Source organism: Streptomyces sp. SP18CS02 (assembly GCF_036322365.1).
In the GTDB taxonomy this organism is placed as follows: domain Bacteria; phylum Actinomycetota; class Actinomycetes; order Streptomycetales; family Streptomycetaceae; genus Streptomyces.
In genome coordinates this window covers 324,955-342,145 of record NZ_JAQYXC010000266.1, presented here as the reverse complement: position 1 = coordinate 342,145, position 17,191 = coordinate 324,955, and the positions used below count along the sequence as shown (strand labels likewise).

Annotated in this window: 16 protein-coding genes and 1 pseudogene; 2 read left to right on the top strand and 15 right to left on the bottom strand. The window is 70.5% G+C overall.

Going from position 1 to position 17,191, the window contains the following annotated elements:
* From PUR26_RS34630 to PUR26_RS09335, 3 genes and pseudogenes are all read right to left on the bottom strand, one after another.
* A pseudogene (locus PUR26_RS34630) lies at nt 1-177 on the bottom strand (vitamin K epoxide reductase family protein); the annotation flags it as partial.
* Between the two features lie 162 nt (nt 178-339).
* On the bottom strand, nt 340-1,602 hold the full coding sequence (hisS, locus tag PUR26_RS09340; protein WP_329871026.1) for a histidine--tRNA ligase: 1,263 nt from the start codon (nt 1,600-1,602) through the stop codon (nt 340-342).
* Between the two features lie 15 nt (nt 1,603-1,617).
* Entirely contained in the window at nt 1,618-2,334 is a 717-nt protein-coding gene (locus PUR26_RS09335) for an MBL fold metallo-hydrolase (protein ID WP_329871024.1), read from the bottom strand.
* A 154-nt stretch (nt 2,335-2,488) separates the two neighbouring features.
* Between PUR26_RS09335 and PUR26_RS09330 the strand changes: the two genes are divergently transcribed.
* Both PUR26_RS09330 and PUR26_RS09325 read left to right on the top strand, forming a co-directional pair.
* Nucleotides 2,489-3,268, top strand: a complete 780-nt coding sequence (locus PUR26_RS09330; protein WP_329871022.1) for a peptidylprolyl isomerase — start codon at nt 2,489-2,491, stop codon at nt 3,266-3,268.
* 152 nt (nt 3,269-3,420) lie between these two features.
* On the top strand, nt 3,421-4,650 hold the full coding sequence (locus tag PUR26_RS09325) for a DUF349 domain-containing protein (RefSeq protein WP_329871021.1): 1,230 nt from the start codon (nt 3,421-3,423) through the stop codon (nt 4,648-4,650).
* Between the two features lie 235 nt (nt 4,651-4,885).
* On the opposite strand, the gene PUR26_RS09320 is transcribed toward PUR26_RS09325, so the two are convergent.
* From PUR26_RS09320 to PUR26_RS09265, 12 genes are all read right to left on the bottom strand, one after another.
* The gene (locus PUR26_RS09320; protein ID WP_329871019.1) at nt 4,886-7,375 is read right to left on the bottom strand and encodes a RelA/SpoT family protein; all 2,490 of its coding nucleotides are present in this window, start codon (nt 7,373-7,375) and stop codon (nt 4,886-4,888) included.
* 155 nt (nt 7,376-7,530) lie between these two features.
* Nucleotides 7,531-8,073 carry an adenine phosphoribosyltransferase gene (locus PUR26_RS09315; RefSeq protein ID WP_329871017.1) on the bottom strand — a complete coding sequence of 181 codons (543 nt, stop codon included), beginning with the start codon at nt 8,071-8,073 and terminating at the stop codon, nt 7,531-7,533.
* Nucleotides 8,070-9,170 (bottom strand): protein translocase subunit SecF, encoded by a 1,101-nt coding sequence (gene secF / locus PUR26_RS09310; RefSeq protein WP_329871015.1) that lies wholly within the window; start codon nt 9,168-9,170, stop codon nt 8,070-8,072. The genes PUR26_RS09315 and secF overlap by 4 nt, the downstream gene beginning before the upstream one ends.
* A 1-nt stretch (nt 9,171) precedes the next feature.
* The gene (gene secD / locus PUR26_RS09305; RefSeq protein WP_329871014.1) at nt 9,172-10,938 is read right to left on the bottom strand and encodes a protein translocase subunit SecD; all 1,767 of its coding nucleotides are present in this window, start codon (nt 10,936-10,938) and stop codon (nt 9,172-9,174) included.
* A gap of 144 nt (nt 10,939-11,082) precedes the next feature.
* Nucleotides 11,083-11,556 (bottom strand): preprotein translocase subunit YajC, encoded by a 474-nt coding sequence (gene yajC, locus PUR26_RS09300; protein ID WP_329871012.1) that lies wholly within the window; start codon nt 11,554-11,556, stop codon nt 11,083-11,085.
* 164 nt (nt 11,557-11,720) lie between these two features.
* Nucleotides 11,721-12,815: a Holliday junction branch migration DNA helicase RuvB gene (ruvB, locus tag PUR26_RS09295; RefSeq protein ID WP_329871010.1), complete on the bottom strand. Its 1,095-nt coding sequence runs from the start codon at nt 12,813-12,815 to the stop codon at nt 11,721-11,723.
* Nucleotides 12,816-12,850: 35 nt separating this feature from the next.
* On the bottom strand, nt 12,851-13,468 hold the full coding sequence (ruvA, locus tag PUR26_RS09290; protein ID WP_329871008.1) for a Holliday junction branch migration protein RuvA: 618 nt from the start codon (nt 13,466-13,468) through the stop codon (nt 12,851-12,853).
* Nucleotides 13,465-13,998, bottom strand: a complete 534-nt coding sequence (gene ruvC / locus PUR26_RS09285) for a crossover junction endodeoxyribonuclease RuvC (protein WP_329871006.1) — start codon at nt 13,996-13,998, stop codon at nt 13,465-13,467. The genes ruvA and ruvC overlap by 4 nt, the downstream gene beginning before the upstream one ends.
* Before the next feature lie 131 nt (nt 13,999-14,129).
* On the bottom strand, nt 14,130-14,882 hold the full coding sequence (locus tag PUR26_RS09280; protein WP_329871004.1) for a YebC/PmpR family DNA-binding transcriptional regulator: 753 nt from the start codon (nt 14,880-14,882) through the stop codon (nt 14,130-14,132).
* Nucleotides 14,883-14,944: 62 nt separating this feature from the next.
* Nucleotides 14,945-15,547 (bottom strand): pyridoxal 5'-phosphate synthase glutaminase subunit PdxT, encoded by a 603-nt coding sequence (gene pdxT / locus PUR26_RS09275; RefSeq protein WP_329871003.1) that lies wholly within the window; start codon nt 15,545-15,547, stop codon nt 14,945-14,947.
* A gap of 6 nt (nt 15,548-15,553) precedes the next feature.
* Nucleotides 15,554-16,477, bottom strand: coding sequence for a pyridoxal 5'-phosphate synthase lyase subunit PdxS (gene pdxS, locus PUR26_RS09270; RefSeq protein WP_329871002.1), 924 nt, complete (start codon nt 16,475-16,477; stop codon nt 15,554-15,556).
* A gap of 165 nt (nt 16,478-16,642) precedes the next feature.
* Nucleotides 16,643-17,182 carry a hypothetical protein gene (locus PUR26_RS09265; RefSeq protein ID WP_329871001.1) on the bottom strand — a complete coding sequence of 180 codons (540 nt, stop codon included), beginning with the start codon at nt 17,180-17,182 and terminating at the stop codon, nt 16,643-16,645.
* Nucleotides 17,183-17,191: the final 9 nt, after the last annotated feature.

Genomic DNA, 17,191 nt, shown 5'->3' with positions numbered 1-17,191 from the left:
GAGACTGCACCCCGGAGTGAACCCCGGGTCCTCCAGCAGCCTGAACTTGTCGATCGTGATCACCCACGCCGCGAGCAGCCCCGCCGCACCCGTGACCACCAGCATCCACGCGAACGCCCGGCCCGCCCCCGCCCCGCCGTGGTCGGAGGACACGTCGTCAACCGCTGCAGTCGTCATATCGGCCGTTCCATCACTTCTCGGAGGCTGCTGAGGGCAGTGGTCATTGTGCCGCACGGGGGCCCTTGTCCACCGTTCGGTGGACATAAGGAAGGGGGCACAAAAGGGGAGCGGGGACCGAGTGTCCTCGGTCCCCGCTCCCGTCGCGCGGGTGTGCGGACGTCAGGCGAGCTTCTCGCGGAGCGTGGCCACGACCGCGTCGAGCGCGACCGGCTCCTGCTCGCCGGACTCCATGTCCTTGAGCTGGACCAGGCCCTCGGCCAGGTCGCGCTCGCCGGCGACGACCGCGAACCGGGCACCGGACCGGTTGGCGTTCTTCATGGCGCCCTTCAGGCCCTTGCCGCCGTACGCGAAGTCGGTCGCGACGCCCGCCCTGCGCAGCTCGGTGACGACACCGAACAGGACCTTGCGGGCCTCCTCGCCCAGCGGGACCGCGTACACGCTCGTGGCGGACGGGATGTCGAGGGTGATGCCCTCGGCCTCCAGTGCCAGGACCGTACGGTCCACGCCCAGCGCCCAGCCGACCGAGGGAAGCGCCGGTCCGCCGATCATCTCGGAGAGACCGTCGTAGCGGCCGCCGCCGCCCACCGCGGACTGCGAGCCGAGACCGTCGTGCACGAACTCGAACGTGGTGCGGGTGTAGTAGTCGAGACCGCGCACCAGCTTCTCGTCATCCTCGAAGGACACGCCCGCCGCCGTCAACAGCTCGCGGACCTCCTCGTGGTACGCCTTGCACGCGTCGCACAGGTGGTCACGCAGCATCGGCGCGCCCACCAGCTGCTTCTGGACGTCGGCGCGCTTGTCGTCGAGGACCCGCAGCGGGTTGATCTCGATCCGGCGGCGGGTGTCCTCGTCCAGGTCGAGATCGCGCAGGAAGCCCTGGAGCGCCTCGCGGTAGACCGGCCGGCACTCCTTGTCGCCGAGCGAGTTCAGCAGGATGCGGAAGTCGCGCAGGCCCAGCGAGCGGTACGCCTGGTCGGCCAGGATGATCAGCTCGGCGTCCAGGGCGGGGTCCTCGGCGCCGATCGCCTCGGCACCGACCTGCGAGAAGTGGCGGTATCGGCCCTTCTGCGGGCGCTCGTAGCGGTAGTACGAGCCCGAGTACCAGAGCTTGACCGGCAGGTTGCCGGCCTTGTGGAGGTTGGCCTCCAGCGCTGCGCGCAGGACGGAGGCGGTGCCTTCGGGACGAAGGGCGAGCCTGTCGCCGCCCTTGGTCTCGAAGGCGTACATCTCCTTGGTCACGATGTCGGTGGACTCACCGACACCGCGCGCGAACAGCTCGACGTTCTCGAAGCCGGGCGTCTCGACGTAGCCGTACCCCGAGTTCTTCAGCGGCGCGGCGATCGCCTCGCGCACCGCCAGATAGGTGGCCGAGTCCGGCGGGAGCAGGTCGTACGTGCCCTTGGGGGCCTGGAAGGTACTCACGTGGGAAGTCTCTCGTCACATTCCTCGTCGGGGAGCGGCGCTGGCGCTCCCCGTTGGGCGGCCGCCGGCCACGTCCCTGAGATAGGGGTTCGTGGCACGCTCGCGGCCGATGGTCGTCTGGGGGCCGTGGCCGGACAGCACCACGGTCGAGTCGTCGAGCGGCAGGCACACGCGGGCCAGCGAGTCGAGCATCTCGGCCATGTCACCGCCGGGCAGGTCGGTGCGTCCGATGGAGCCGGCGAAGAGCAGGTCGCCCGAGAAGAAGACCGGCGGGATGTCCGCGGCCTCGGGCATCCCGAAGGTCACCGACCCCTTGGTATGGCCGGGCGCGTGCGACACGGTGAGCTCCAGACCCGCGAGTTCCAGCGCGGCGCCGTCCGTGAGCTCGCGGACGTCGTCCGGCTCGCCCACGGTCAGCTCGCCCATCAGGGGCATCCCGATGGAGCGGCCGAGTGCCTTCTCCGGGTCGCTCATCATGTAGCGGTCCGAGGGGTGGATCCACGCGGGAACGTCATGTGCCCCGCAGACCGGGACGACGGACGCGACATGGTCGATGTGGCCATGGGTGAGCACGACGGCGACGGGCTTGAGCCGATGCTTCTTGAGCGTCTCCTCGACTCCCTGGGCGGCCTGATGGCCCGGGTCGATGATCACGCACTCCTCGCCGGCGGCGGGGGCGACCAGGTAGCAATTGGTCCCCCAGGCCCCGGCGGGGAACCCGGCAATGAGCACGATCGTCCTTAAAGGGTCGTCCGGCGGTACGGATGCGGCGGAAGAATGCAGCAGATCAGAGCCTACCGGCGCTGCTCATTCCACAGCCAACCCGTATACGGTACGGGCACACTCGGCCAGGACCTGAACAGACGACCGACAAGGAGAAGACCCGGTGGTCAGCAGCGATCAGCGGCGGCGGCAGCTCGCCAGGGAGAAGTTCGAGCGGCAGCAGCAGCGTCGGGCGGAGGCCCGCAAGAAGGCAAGGCGCCGCAACACGATCATCGCCTCCGCGCTCGCCGTGGTGCTGGCCGCGGGCGGAGCGGTGTACGCCATGGGGCTGACCGGCGACAAGAAGAGTGACGCCGCACCCCTCGACCTGCCTCCGAGCCCGTCGTCCTCGGAGAGCGGCACGCCCGAGCCCGCCATGGCCATCGACCGGAAGGCCACGTACTCGATGGCCCTCGAGACGAACCAGGGCGACATCCGGATCACCATGAACGCGGCGAAGACCCCGCACACGGTGAACTCGTTCAAGTACCTCGCCGACAAGAAGTACTTCGACAACACCAAGTGCCACCGTCTGACCGTCGAGGGCATCTTCGTGCTCCAGTGCGGTGACCCCAAGGGCGACGGCAGCGGCGGGCCCGGGTACAACATCCCGGACGAGAACCTGGACGCGCTGGGGAAGGCGGGCGCCGACGGTTCGGTGACGTTCCCGGCCGGGACGGTCGCGATGGCCAACACCATGCAGCCCAACACGGGTGGCAGCCAGTTCTTCCTGGTCTACAAGGACACCAAGCTGCCTCCGCAGTTCACCCCCTTCGGCACGATGGACGCGGCCGGCCTGAAGGCCGTCCAGGAGGTGGCGAAGGGCGGTGTCGCGGGTGATGCCAAGGACGGGGCGCCCAAGAAGGCCGTCACCATCGAGAAGGCCACCGTCAGCAAGGCGTGAACCGTGAATTTCGGTCGCGCTGAGAGCGGACAGCCGGGCGGCCGGTCGCCTAGATTGGCGTTGTGCAGGGCGGGCACAGCCCGCCCCCAGGAAACTGTGGACGATGCCCAGGGGGCAAACCCCCCTCGCCGGCATCATGTGGAGGAGGCGCTGTGAGCAGCGACCCGTGGGGCCGCGTCGATGAGACGGGCACCGTGTACGTGCGTACAGCCGATGGCGAGCAGGTCGTCGGATCGTGGCAGGCCGGCACTCCCGAGGAGGCACTGGCCTACTTCGAACGCAAGTACGAGGGCTTGGTTGTCGAGATCGGCCTCCTCGAGAAGCGGGTGAAGACCACCGACCTGTCGGCCAAGGATGCGACGGCCGCGATCGATCACATCCGTCATCAGGTCGACGAGCATCACGCCGTCGGCGACCTCGACGCGCTCCGCAAGCGGCTCGACGCGCTGGTGGCGACGGTCGAGTCGCGGCGCGAGGAGCGCAAGGTCCAGAAGGCCAAGCAGACCGACGAGGCGCGGCAGGCCAAGGAGAAGCTGGTCGTCGAGGCCGAGGAACTGGCCCAGAGCGAGCAGTGGCGCGCCGCGGGCGAGCGGCTGCGGGCCCTCGTGGACACCTGGAAGGGCCTGCCCAGGCTCGACCGGAAGTCCGACGACGAGCTCTGGCACCGCTTCTCGCACGCGCGGTCGGCGTTCTCCAAGCGCCGCAAGGCGCACTTCGCGTCGCTGGACGCGCAGCGCGAGGAGGCCCGCAAGGCGAAGGAGAAGCTGGTCGCCGAGGCCGAGTCGCTCTCGGGCTCCACCGACTGGGGTACGACGGCCGCCCGGTACCGCGAGCTCATGGCGGACTGGAAGGCCGCGGGCCGCGCGCAGCGCGAGCACGAGGACGACCTGTGGAACCGCTTCCGCGGTGCCCAGGACGTCTTCTTCGCGGCGCGGGGCGAGGTCTTCGCCGAGCGTGACGCGGAGCAGACCGAGAACCTCAAGCTGAAGGAGGAGCTCGCGGTCGAGGCCGAGAAGCTGGTGCCGGTGAGGGACCTGAAGGCGGCTCGCGCGTCCTTCCGGACCATCAACGAGCGCTGGGAGGCCATCGGCCACGTGCCGCGCGACGCCCGGCCGAAGGTCGAGGGCCGGATGCACGCCGTCGAACGGGCGATCCAGGAGGCGGAGGAAGCCGAGTGGCGCCGTACGAACCCGGAGGCGCGCGCACGTGCCGCGGGTCTGACCGGGCAGCTCCAGGACGCCGTCGACAAGCTGCAGAAGCAGATCGACGCGGCCCGGGCGGCGGGCAACGACGCGAAGGCCGACAAGCTCGCCCGCGAGCTGGAGGGCCGCCAGGCGCTGCTGGACCAGGCGCTGAAGGGCCTTGAGGAGTTCGGCGGCTGATCGTCCCGGCCGCGCCCCGCCCGGTGGTCCGGGCAGGGCGCGGCACGTCGAAGGGGCTCCCGTACATCGCGTACGGGAGCCCCTTCGGCCTCTGCGGACCTGCCAGGGCCGGCGGGCCGCCCGGGCCCGGGCCCGGCGCGCGTGCGCCTTACCCGGGCCGGCGGGCCGCCCGGGCCCGGGCCCGGCGCGCGTGCGCCTTACCCGGGCCGGCGGGTGCCGCTCCGGCCCCGTACGGTCATGACGGCCGGCGGGCCGAGGTCACGCGGTAGACGTCGTAGACGCCTTCCACACCGCGTACCGCCTTCAGGACGTGCCCCAGGTGCTTCGGGTCGCCCATCTCGAAGGTGAAGCGGGAGGTGGCCACCCGGTCGCGGGAGGTCTGGACCGCCGCCGACAGGATGTTGACGTGCTGGTCCGACAGGACCCGGGTGACGTCCGACAGGAGCCGGGAGCGGTCCAGGGCCTCGACCTGGATGGCGACCAGGAAGACCGAGGACTGGGTGGGGGCCCACTCGACGTCGAGGATCCGCTCGGGCTGCTGGGAGAGCGAGTCCACGTTGACGCAGTCGGCCCGGTGAACCGACACGCCACTGCCGCGGGTGACGAAGCCGATGATCGGGTCGCCGGGGACGGGCGTGCAGCAGCGGGCGAGCTTGACCCAGACGTCCTCGACGCCCTTGACGACCACGCCCGGGTCGGCGTTCGCGCGGCGCTTGCTGCGGCCGCGCGAGGGCGGCGCCGACTCGGCGATGTCCTCGTTGGCGGCCTCCTCGCCGCCCAGGGCCTGCACCAGCTTCTGGACGACGCCCTGCGCGGCCACATGCCCCTCGCCGATGGCGGCGTACAGCGACGAGATGTCGGGATAGCGCATCTCGTGCGCCAGCGTGACGAGGGAGTCGCCCGTCAGGATGCGCTGGATCGGCAGGTTCTGCTTGCGCATGGCGCGCGCGATGGCGTCCTTGCCCTGCTCGATCGCCTCGTCCCGGCGCTCCTTGGAGAACCAGGCACGGATCTTGTTGCGCGCCCGGGGCGACTTGACGAAGCCCAGCCAGTCCCGCGAGGGGCCCGCACCGGCGGCCTTGGAGGTGAAGACCTCCACCAGATCACCGTTGTCGAGGGTCGACTCGAGCGGCACGAGCCGCCCGTTGACCCGTGCTCCTATGGTCCGGTGGCCGACCTCGGTGTGGACGGCGTAGGAGAAGTCGACCGGCGTGGCCCCCGCGGGGAGCGCGATGACATCACCCTTGGGGGTGAAGACGAAGACCTCGTTGCGGGAGAGGTCGAAGCGCAGGGACTCCAGGAACTCGCTGGGGTCCTCGGTCTCCTTCTGCCAGTCCAGCAGCTGGCGCAGCCACGCCATGTCGTTGAGGTGGTCGTCCTTGCCGGTCCGCTTCGGGACGTCGGTGCGCACCTTGGAGGCGCCGGCGACGGCCTCCTGCTTGTACTTCCAGTGCGCGGCGATGCCGTACTCGGCGCGGCGGTGCATGTCGAACGTCCGGATCTGGAGCTCGACGGGCTTGCCGTTGGGGCCGATCACCGTCGTGTGCAGCGACTGGTACATGTTGAACTTGGGCATCGCGATGTAGTCCTTGAACCGCCCCGGAACCGGGTTCCAGCGGGCGTGGACGGTGCCCAGGGCCGCGTAGCAGTCGCGGACCGTGTCGACCAGGACACGGATGCCCACCAGGTCGTAGATCTCCGCGAAGTCACGGCCGCGGACGATCATCTTCTGGTAGACGCTGTAGTAGTGCTTGGGCCGGCCGGTGACGGTGGCCTTGATGCGGGCGGCGCGCAGGTCGGCCTGGACCTCGTCGGTCACTATGGCGAGGTACTCGTCGCGCTTGGGGGCCCGCTCGGCGACGAGTCGGACGATCTCGTCGTACATCTTGGGGTAGAGGATCGCGAAGGCGAGGTCCTCCAGCTCCCACTTGATGGTGTTCATGCCCAGCCGGTGCGCCAGCGGGGCGTAGATCTCCAGCGTCTCGCGGGCCTTCTTCTCCTGCTTCTCCCGCTTGAGGTAGCGCATGGTGCGCATGTTGTGGAGGCGGTCGGCGAGCTTGATCACCAGGACGCGCGGGTCCTTGGCCATCGCGACGACCATCTTGCGGACGGTCTCCGCCTGCGCGGCCTCGCCGAACTTGACCTTGTCGAGCTTGGTGACGCCGTCGACGAGGAGGGCGACCTGGTCGCCGAAGTCCTTGCGCAGGGTGTCCAGGCCGTACTCGGTGTCCTCGACCGTGTCGTGGAGCAGCCCCGCCATGAGCGTGGCCGGGTCCATGCCGAGCTCGGCGAGGATGGTGGTCACGGCGAGCGGGTGCGTGATGTACGGGTCACCGCTCTTGCGCTTCTGCCCGCGGTGCCAGCGCTCGGCGACCTGGTAGGCGCGCTCGACCTGTCGCAGGGTCGACGTCTCGATCTTCGGGTCGTTGCTCCGCACTATCCGGAGCAGCGGTTCGAGAACGGGGTTGTACGGCGACGAGCGCTGCACGCCGAGCCGGGCGAGGCGGGCGCGGACGCGGTTGGAGGAGCCTCCCCCGGTGCGCGCGGGCGTGGGCGGGGTGGGCTTGGGGGCCGAGACGGGAGCCGGACCCTGCGCACGCTGGGGGCCGGCGGACCTGGTGTCGTCCTCCGCGGGCTTCTTCTCGGGCGTGGCCGGGGCCGCCGCGGCCTTGTCGGCCTGCTGGTCGGGCTGCGCGGCGGAGAGTGGCTGGACCTCGTCTGGCAAGAGCGCTCCTCGTGCGGTCCGGGTCCCCCGGTCAGGCCCGGACACCCATGGTATCGACCCCGGGCGACACGCTCTTCCCGGGACGGGCTCCGCACAACGCGGGACGGGCACCCGGTGTTCCCGGATGCCCGTCCCGTCGAGGGTCGCCGTGCTGGTCAGACCGTGATCAGAGCCTCCAGCGGGGCGCCGCGCAGAGCGGGCTCCAGCCGTTCGCGGCCGGCGAGGAAGCCCAGCTCCATGAGGACCGCGACACCCGCGACCTCGGCGCCCGCGCGCCGGATGAGCTCCAGCGACGCCTCGGCGGTGCCGCCGGTGGCGAGGACGTCGTCGATGACCATGACGCGGTCACCGGCGGCGAGGTCCTCGGCGTGCACCTCGATCTCGGCGCTGCCGTACTCCAGCTCGTAGGCCTGGCGCAGCGTGGCGCCGGGCAGCTTGCCGGCCTTGCGCACGGGCACGAAGCCGAGCCTGGCGGAGACGGCGACGGGCGCGGCGAGGATGAAGCCGCGTGCCTCCAGGCCGACGATCTTCGTGGCGCCGTGCCGGACGCACAGCTCGGCGAGCGCGCCGGTGAGGGCGGCGAACGCCTCCGGGTCCGCGAGCAGCGGGGTGATGTCCTTGAACACCACGCCCGGCTTCGGGTAGTCCTCGACGTCCCTGATGCGGCTGAGCAGGAGTTCCTGCGTGGTCACGGTCATCGGTTCGTCCCCGTGGAGCGGCCGCGGCGGGAGCGCTGCCCCACCACGGAACCGGCGGCGGCATCCTCGGGCACCGCGTCGTGGTCCCCGTCGGCGCTGCCGTCGGCATCCGGGGACTCACCCTTGGCGGCCGCGGCGGCACGCTTGGCCAGGACGCGCTTCCTGAGCGCCTTCATCTGCGGCTCGCGCTCCTTGAAGTCGGCGACGAGCGGCGTGGCGATGAAGATGGAGGAGTACGCGCCGGCCGCGAGGCCCACGAACAGCGACAGCGAGATGTCGTTCAGCATGCCGGCTCCGAGGAAGCCGCCGCCGATGAAGAGCAGACCGGCCACCGGCAGCAGCGCCACCACCGTGGTGTTGATGGAGCGGACCAGGGTGCCGTTGAGGCTGCGGTTGGCGATCTCGCTGTAGGTCCAGCGGGTCTGCTTGGTGATGTCCTTGGCACCCTCCTTGAGACCGTCGAAGACGACGACGGTGTCGTAGAGGGAGTAACCGAGGATGGTGAGCAGACCGATCACCGTGCCGGGGGTGACCTCGAAGCCCACGAGCGCGTACACCCCGACGGTGATCGTGAGGTCGTGGACGAGCGCGATCAGCGCGGCGAGTGCCATCCGCCATTCGAAGGCGATCGCCAGGTAGATCACCACGAGGATCATGAAGATCGCGAGACCGGTCCATGCCTTGTTGGCGATCTGCTCGCCCCAGCTGGGACCGACGAGGTCGGCGTTGATGTCCTTCGCCTGGACGTCCAGGTCCTCGGCGAGCTGGGCCCTGACCTGGTCGGCCTGCTTGGTGTCCAGGCTGCTGACCTGGATCCGCAGACCGCCGGTGCCCAGTTCCTGGACGATCGCGTCGTGGCCCGCGGCCTCTTCGGCGGCGGTCTCGGCCTGGGCGGCGGAGACGGTCGTCCTGGGCGTGGTGAAGACGGCGCCGCCCTTGAACTCGATGCCCATGTTGAGACCGCGCACCGCCAGGCCGACGATGGCCGTGATGGTGATCAGGATCGAGATGCCGTACCAGATCTTCCGCTTGGCCACGAAGTCATAGCCGACCTCGCCGCGGTAGAGCCGGGCGCCGAGACTGCCGAGCTTCGACATCTCACGCCTCCTTCGGGTCGGTGGGGGCGGAGACACGGCGGGAACGGCGCAGCGGGGGCTTGGCGCCGAGCCGCTTCGGGTCCAGGCCGGACCACGGGTGTCCGTTGCCGAAGAACTTCGTACGGGCGAGGAGCGTCATCACGGGCTTGGTGAAGAGGAACACCACGACCACGTCGAGAAGGGTCGTCAGGCCGAGCGTGAAGGCGAAGCCCTGGACCTTGCCGACGGTGACCAGGAAGAGCACCGCGGCGGCGAGGAAGGACACGAAGTCGGAGACCAGGATGGTGCGGCGGGCGCGCGGCCAGGCGCGCTCGACCGCCGGGCGCAGGGTGCGGCCCTCGCGGATCTCGTCACGGATGCGTTCGAAGTACACGATGAACGAGTCCGCGGTGATGCCGATCGCCACGATCGCACCGCAGACCGCGGGCAGGTTCAGGGCGAATCCGATGGCCGGACCGAGCAGAGCCATGATCGTGTACGTCAGGATCGCCGAGGCGATGAGGCTCAGGATGGCGATCATCGCGAGGCCCCGGTAGTAGACCACCAGGTAGATGATGACCAGGGCGAGACCGATCGCACCGGCGATCAGACCGGCCTGGAGCTGCTCACCGCCGAGGGCGGCGGTCACGGTCGTGACGCTGTCCTCCTGGAAGGAGAGCGGGAGCGCACCGTACGAGAGGATGTTGCCGAGGTCCTGCGCGGACTGCTGGGTGAAGCTGCCGGAGATCTCGGCGCTGGCGCCCAGCGTCTGGTTCACCTGGGGCGCGGAGACGACCTCGCCGTCGAGCACGATGGCGAACTGGTTCATCGGCGGGGCCTGCTGCGACAGCTTGCCGGTGATCTTCTGGAACTTCTTGGTGCCGGCGTCGGTGAAGTCCATGGTGACGATCCACATGCCGCGCTGCTGGTCCAGCACGCCCTTGGCGTCGTCGACGTCCTTGCCGTCCACCTCGGCGGGGCCGAGGATGTACTTCTCCCACTGCCCCACGGAGTTCTTGCCGCACGCGACGATCGTGTCGGTCGGCTTGGTGTTCTTGCCGGCGGCCGAGCGCTGCTTCTTGTCGGTGCAGTCCAGCGCCGTGAACTGCTGCTGCAGCTTGGCGGTCGCGGGGTCGGCGGAGGGCGTCGCGGGGGCCCCGGGGGTCTCGGACGCCTTCGGCGCGGAGGCGGAGCCGCTCGGGGTGGGCGCCTTCTTTAGCGCGTCGGTCACCGCGCGGCCCTGGGTGGTGGCACTCGCCGTGGGCGTGGTGGCCTTGTCCTTGCCGTTCTCGCCGTCACCGCCCTTGCCCGAGGCGGACGGGCTCGGGGAGGAGCCGGCCGAGGGTGACGATCCGGCGGACGGCGTCGTCGTCGGCTCGCTGCCGGCGACGGTCAGGACGGGCCGGAAGTACAGCTGAGCGGTGGTACCGACCTGGTCACGGGCCTGCTGCTCGTTCGTCCCCTTGGGGATGTTGACGATGATGTGCTCGCGGCCCTGCGTCTGTACCTCGGACTCGGAGACGCCCAGACCATTGACACGGCGTTCGATGATCCCGACCGCGGTGTTCATGTTGGTCTCGTTGACGGCGTCTTCCCGTCCGGGCTCGCTCTTCGCCTTGAGCGTGATCGTCGTACCGCCGGCCAGGTCGATGCCCAGTCGCGGTGTGACGTGCTTCGACGCGAACATCCCGCCGGTGAGCGCGACCATGGCGATCAGGAACAACGCCAGGGTACGCCCCGGCCTGCCCTGGCCCCCCGACGGCCCTCTGCCCTTCTTCGGTGCTGCCACCTTGTCGATTCTCCCTGTCCAACCGCCCCGCGCCGGGTGTGCGCGAGGCGGCCACGAAGTGGTGTGGGGACCTGCCCCCGCAGATGTGGACACGGTCCGGGGATCGCAGGACGCCAGTGGGCGCCCCGCGATCCCCGGTCGTGACTACTTCGCGTCGCCCGTACCGTCGGCCTTGCCGTCCTTGGGCTCGGCGTCGTCCGCCTCGGCCTTCTTGGACAGGTTCGGCCTGACCTCGCCGGCGGTGTCGTCGGCCTTGCCGTCCTCGGGCTCGGCGCCGGCCGGCCCGGTCAGCGAGGAGGCGTCGTCGGGAACGACCGGGCTGTCGGCCTGGAGGTCGTCGCCGTGCACGATGCGGTTGTACTCCTCGTCCTCGAGGACCGCCCCGATCGCGTTCTTCGCGTAGAGGGCGTGCACCCCCGGGGCGACCTCGAGGAGGACCGTGTCGTCACCGACCTCCTTGACGGTGGCGTACATCCCCCCGATCGTCCGTACGCCGGTGCCGGGCTGCATCTGATCGCGCATCGCGGCCGCCTGCTGCTGCTTCTTCTTCGCAGAGCGGGTCATCAGGAACATGGCCCCGATGAGGACGATGAACGGGAGGAGGGTCACGATACTCACGGGACGGAAATCCTTCGCACGGTCGCGGAGCTCCGCGGCCTGATCTTCGGGGGTGGGCATGCCGGCCTGAAGGGTCGGCATCGGCGGAGTCTAGGCGAGTCCGCATCGATGGAACAACGCCCAGCATGGCACCGCGGTTCCTGCCCCGGCGAGTCTCCTCGCCGTCACGCCCCGAACAACCCCTGTTGTCCGCTTCCTGGTGCGCCTGCCTGCGGCGGTACGAGTCCGAGATGCGCCCATGCGGCGGGGGTGGCGACCCGGCCGCGGGGCGTACGCGCCAGCAGCCCCTCCCGTACGAGGAACGGTTCGGCGACCTCCTCCACCGTTTCGCGCTCCTCCCCCACCGCCACCGCGAGGGTGGACAGGCCGACCGGCCCGCCGCCGAAGAGCTTGAGCAGCGCGTGGAGGACGGCCCGGTCCAGCCGGTCGAGGCCGCGGCCGTCCACCTCGTACACCGCGAGCGCGGTGGCGGCGATCTCCTCGGTGATCGCTCCGTCGGCCTTCACCTGCGCGTAGTCCCTGACGCGGCGCAGCAGGCGGTTGGCGATACGGGGGGTGCCGCGCGAGCGGCCGGCGATCTCGGCCGCGCCCGCGGTGTCGATGGCCACGTCGAGGAGCTGGGCGGAGCGGTGGACGACGCGCTCCAGCTCGGCCGGGGCGTAGAACTCCATGTGGGCGGTGAACCCGAAGCGGTCGCGCAGCGGGGGCGGCAGCAGTCCGGCCCTGGTGGTGGCGCCGACCAGGGTGAAGGGCGGCAGCTCCAGCGGGATGGCGGTGGCGCCCGGGCCCTTGCCGACGATGACGTCGACCCGGAAGTCCTCCATCGCCATGTAGAGCATCTCCTCGGCCGGCCGGGACATCCGGTGGATCTCGTCGAGGAAGAGGACCTCGCCCTCCTGGAGGGAGGAGAGGATCGCGGCGAGGTCTCCGGCGTGCTGGATGGCGGGGCCGGAGGTGATGCGGATGGGGGCGCCCATCTCGGCCGCGATGATCATGGAGAGGGTGGTCTTGCCGAGGCCGGGGGCCCCGGAGAGCAGGACGTGGTCGGCGGTGGCGCCACGGGCCAGGGCGGCCTTGAGCACCAGATCCAGCTGCTCGCGCACCCGCTCCTGGCCGACGAACTCCCCCAGCGACTTGGGGCGCAGCGCCGCCTCGACGGCCTGCTCCTCACCGTCCGCCGCGGCGCCGACGAGTCGTTCCTCGGCGCCCTCCCCGCCGTCCGTGGCCCGTGTGCGGCTGCCGGTGTCGTCCCAGTCCATCAGGTCTGCCTCGCGGTCTTGTCTGTCGGCGCTGTTCAGCGGGTGCGGTTGAGCGTCTGGAGGGCCGCTTTGAGGAGCCGGCCGATCTGGGGCTCGCCCTCGGCGGCCTCCGCCTGCGGCGCGACGGCGGCGACCGCCTCGTCCGCCTCGCGGGTGGCGTACCCGAGGCCGATGAGCGCGGCGTGCAGCTGGTCGCGCCAGGAAGCGGCGACCGCGGTGCCGGCGCCCTGCCTGCCGATGTGCGCGCCGGTCGGCGAGCCGAGCCGGTCCTTCAGCTCCAGCAGCAGCTTCTGCGCGCCCTTCTTGCCGATCCCCGGTACCGCGGTGAGGGCCTTCTCGTCACCGGTGGAGACGGCGAGGCGCAGCGCGTCGGGGGCGTGCACGGCGAGCATGGCCTGGGCGAGGCGCGGCCCGACGCCGCTGGCGGTCTGGAGCAGCTCGAAGACCTGGCGCTCGTCGTCGTCGGCGAAGCCGTACAGGGTCAGCGAGTCCTCCCGTACGACCAGGGACGTCGCGAGTCTGGCGTCCTGGCCGATCCGCAGGCCGGAGAGGGTGTCGGGGGTGCACTGGACGGCCATGCCGATGCCTCCGACCTCGATGACCGCGGTGGTGGGGGTGAGCGCGGCGACCGGGCCGCTCACAGAAGCGATCATGACGGACGGCCTTTCGATGCGTGGTGCGCGGCGACCGCCTGCTGGAGGCGGTTCTGGGCGGGGGCGCGCCAGATGTGACAGATGGCGAGGGCGAGGGCGTCCGCCGCGTCGGCGGGCCTGGGCGGTGCGTCGAGCCGCAGCAGACGGGTGACCATCGCCCCGACCTGGGCCTTGTCGGCCCGGCCGCTGCCGGTGACGGCGGCCTTGACCTCGCTGGGGGTGTGCAGGGCGACGGGGATGCCGCGCCGGGAGGCGCAGAGCATGGCGATCGCGCTGGCCTGGGCCGTGCCCATGACCGTACGCACATTGTGCTGGGCGAAGACGCGCTCCACGGCGACCAGTCCGGGCCGGTGCAGATCCAGCCATTCCTCTATGCCGCGCTCGATCGCGACGAGACGTGCGCCGATGTCCGCGTCCGCGGGGGTGCGGACGACGCCGACGCCGAGCATGGTCAGCGGGCGGCCCGCGACGCCTTCGACGACGCCGACCCCGCACCGGGTCAGCCCTGGGTCCACCCCGAGAACGCGCACTCCGCCCCTCCCTGGCCGTCTTCGTTCATGTGTTTGTGCAGGCTATCGGCCTCCACTGACAACGGCCGACAACGCGACGGGCCGACGGGGTTCTCCCGTCGGCCCGTCGTGTGTGCGTGGGTCGGCCGTGCTCAGGCGTCGACCTTCTCCATGACCTCGTCCGAGACGTCGAAGTTGGCGAAGACGTTCTGCACGTCGTCGCTGTCCTCCAGCGCGTCGATCAGCTTGAAGATCTTGCGTGCGCCGTCCTCGTCGAGCTCGACCTGCATGGTCGGGACGAAGTTCGCCTCGGCCGAGTCGTAGTCGATGCCCGCCTCCTGGAGGGCGGTGCGGACCGCGACCAGGTCGGTGGCCTCGCTCATGACCTCGAAGGACTCACCGAGGTCGTTGACCTCCTCGGCACCGGCGTCCAGCACCGCTCCCAGCACGTCGTCCTCGGTCAGCTCGCCCTTGGGGACGATCACGACGCCCTTGCGGTTGAAGAGGTACGACACGGAGCCGGGATCGGCCATGGAACCGCCGTTGCGGGTCATGGCGACCCGTACGTCGGAGGCGGCACGGTTGCGGTTGTCGGTGAGGCACTCGATGAGCACCGCGACACCGTTGGGGCCGTAGCCCTCGTACATGATCGTCTCGTAGTCGACGCCGCCCGCTTCGAGACCGCCGCCGCGCTTGACCGCGGAGTCGATGTTCTTGTTCGGGACGGAGCTCTTCTTCGCCTTCTGGATGGCGTCGACGAGCGTCGGGTTGCCCTCGGGGTCGACACCGCCGGTCCGGGCGGCGACCTCGATGTTCTTGATCAGCTTCGCGAAGAGCTTGCCGCGCTTGGCGTCGATCACGGCCTTCTTGTGCTTCGTCGTAGCCCATTTAGAGTGGCCGGACATCTGCCTGTCTCCTTCGCGTAACCCAATTCTGAACGAACCCCAGAGATCCTACCGGGATCCCGTCAGCGGGCCGCGCGCACCATGTCGACGAACAGGGCGTGCATCCGGTGGTCTCCCGTGAGCTCCGGGTGGAAGGACGTGGCCAGGGCGTTGCCCTGCCGCACGGCGACGATATGGCCGTCGTGCTCGGCGAGGACCTCGGTCTCGGCACCGACCGACTCGACCCAGGGGGCGCGGATGAAGACACCCTCGACGGGGCCGTCGGTGATGCCCTCGACCCGCACGGCCGCCTCGAAGGACTCGTTCTGCCGCCCGAAGGCGTTACGGCGCACGATCATGTCGATGCCGCCGAGGGTCTCCTGGCCCGAGCGCGGGTCGAGGATCTTGTCGGCCAGCATGATCAGGCCGGCGCAGGTCCCGTAGACGGGCAGACCGGCCGCGACGCGCTCGCGCAGCGGTTCCATGAGGCCGAACAGGACGGCCAGCTTGGAGATGGTGGTGGACTCGCCGCCGGGTATGACCAGGCCGTCGACCTCGGCCAGCTCCTCGGGGCGCCGGACCGGCCTGGCCACGGCGTCCGCCGCGGCCAGGGCGATCAGATGCTCCCGCACATCGCCCTGGAGGGCCAGTACCCCGATGACGGGGTTCACGGGGGTGGTGCTCATCGGTGCTTACCAGCCCCGGTTCGCGTAGCGCTCGGTCTCGGGGAGCGTGTCGCAGTTGATGCCGACCATGGCCTCGCCCAGGTTGCGGGAGGCGTCCGCGATGATCTTCGGGTCGTCGTAGAACGTGGTGGCCTTCACGATGGCGGCGGCGCGCTTGGCCGGGTCGCCGGACTTGAAGATGCCCGAGCCGACGAAGACGCCCTCGGCGCCGAGCTGACGCATCAGCGCGGCGTCGGCCGGGGTGGCCACGCCACCGGCCGAGAACAGGACGACGGGCAGCTTGCCGAGCTCGGAGACCTCCTTGACGAGCTCGTACGGCGCGCGCAGCTCCTTGGCGGCGGCGAACAGCTCGTTGTTGTCGAAGCCGCGCAGCTTGGCGATCTCGTTCTTGATCTGCCGCAGGTGACGGACGGCCTCGACGACGTTGCCGGTGCCGGCCTCGCCCTTGGAACGGATCATGGCCGCGCCCTCGGCGATGCGGCGCAGGGCCTCGCCCAGGTTGGTGGCGCCACAGACGAAGGGGGTGGTGAACGCCCACTTGTCGGAGTGGTTGACCTCGTCGGCCGGGGTGAGGACCTCGGACTCGTCGATGTAGTCGACGCCGAGCGACTGCAGGACCTGGGCCTCGACGAAGTGGCCGATGCGGGACTTGGCCATGACCGGGATGGACACCGCGTCGATGATCTCTTCGATCATGTTGGGGTCGGACATCCGGGCCACGCCGCCGTCCTTGCGGATGTCGGCGGGGACCCGCTCCAGGGCCATGACGGCCACGGCGCCGGCGTCCTCGGCGATCTTGGCCTGCTCGGCGTTGACCACGTCCATGATCACGCCGCCCTTGAGCTGCTCGGCCATGCCGCGCTTCACGCGCGCGGTGCCGACGGCCGGAGACTCGGAGGACTGCGGGGTGGTGGGAAGCGTGCTGGACACGGAAAAACCTCACTCGGTGAAGAACGGGGGCGTTTCGACTACACCGAGGAAACCGGTCCGATCAGTCCACAGCAAGGGCCAATGGTGAGGCCGTGGCTCGTTTTGCCGGCACGCCGCCGGGCCGGCCGCCGTACCGGCGCAAGGACCGGTGGAAGGGCGGAGGGGCTACGGGCGGTCCGCCAGGGCGACCGGCGGCTCGTCGTCCATCTCGAACGCCAGCGGGAAGGGGGCGTGGCCCGCCAGCCGGAACCAGCGCACCGTGCGGTGCCTGCGCAGGGCGCGGGCGGCGCGCACGGCGTCGTTGTGGAAGCGGCGGGCCATCGGCACCCGGCGTACCGCCGCCGCGAGCTCCCCGGCCGCCTCCTCGCCGCCCGGGGCCTCCCGTACGGCCTCCATCTGCTCGGGCTCCCCGAACACGGCCCGCAGTGCCTGGCTGAGCTCGCTCTCGGCCACCTCCCGCTGCTCCTCCTCCGCCTGCCGGGCCGCGTGCGCGGCCTGGTACAGCACGATCGAGGCGGCCGGGTCCAGGACCCCCGAGGTGGCCAGTTCCTGGGCGACCGAGGCGCGGCGCACGAGCTGTGCGTCGAGCGCGGCGCGGGCGGCGTCGATCCGGGCGTGCAGCCGGTCGAGCCGTCCGGCGGTCCAGCTCAGGTACAGGCCGATCGCGAACAGGGCGACGGCGATCCAGATGAGGGTTTCGATCACGGGCCGAAA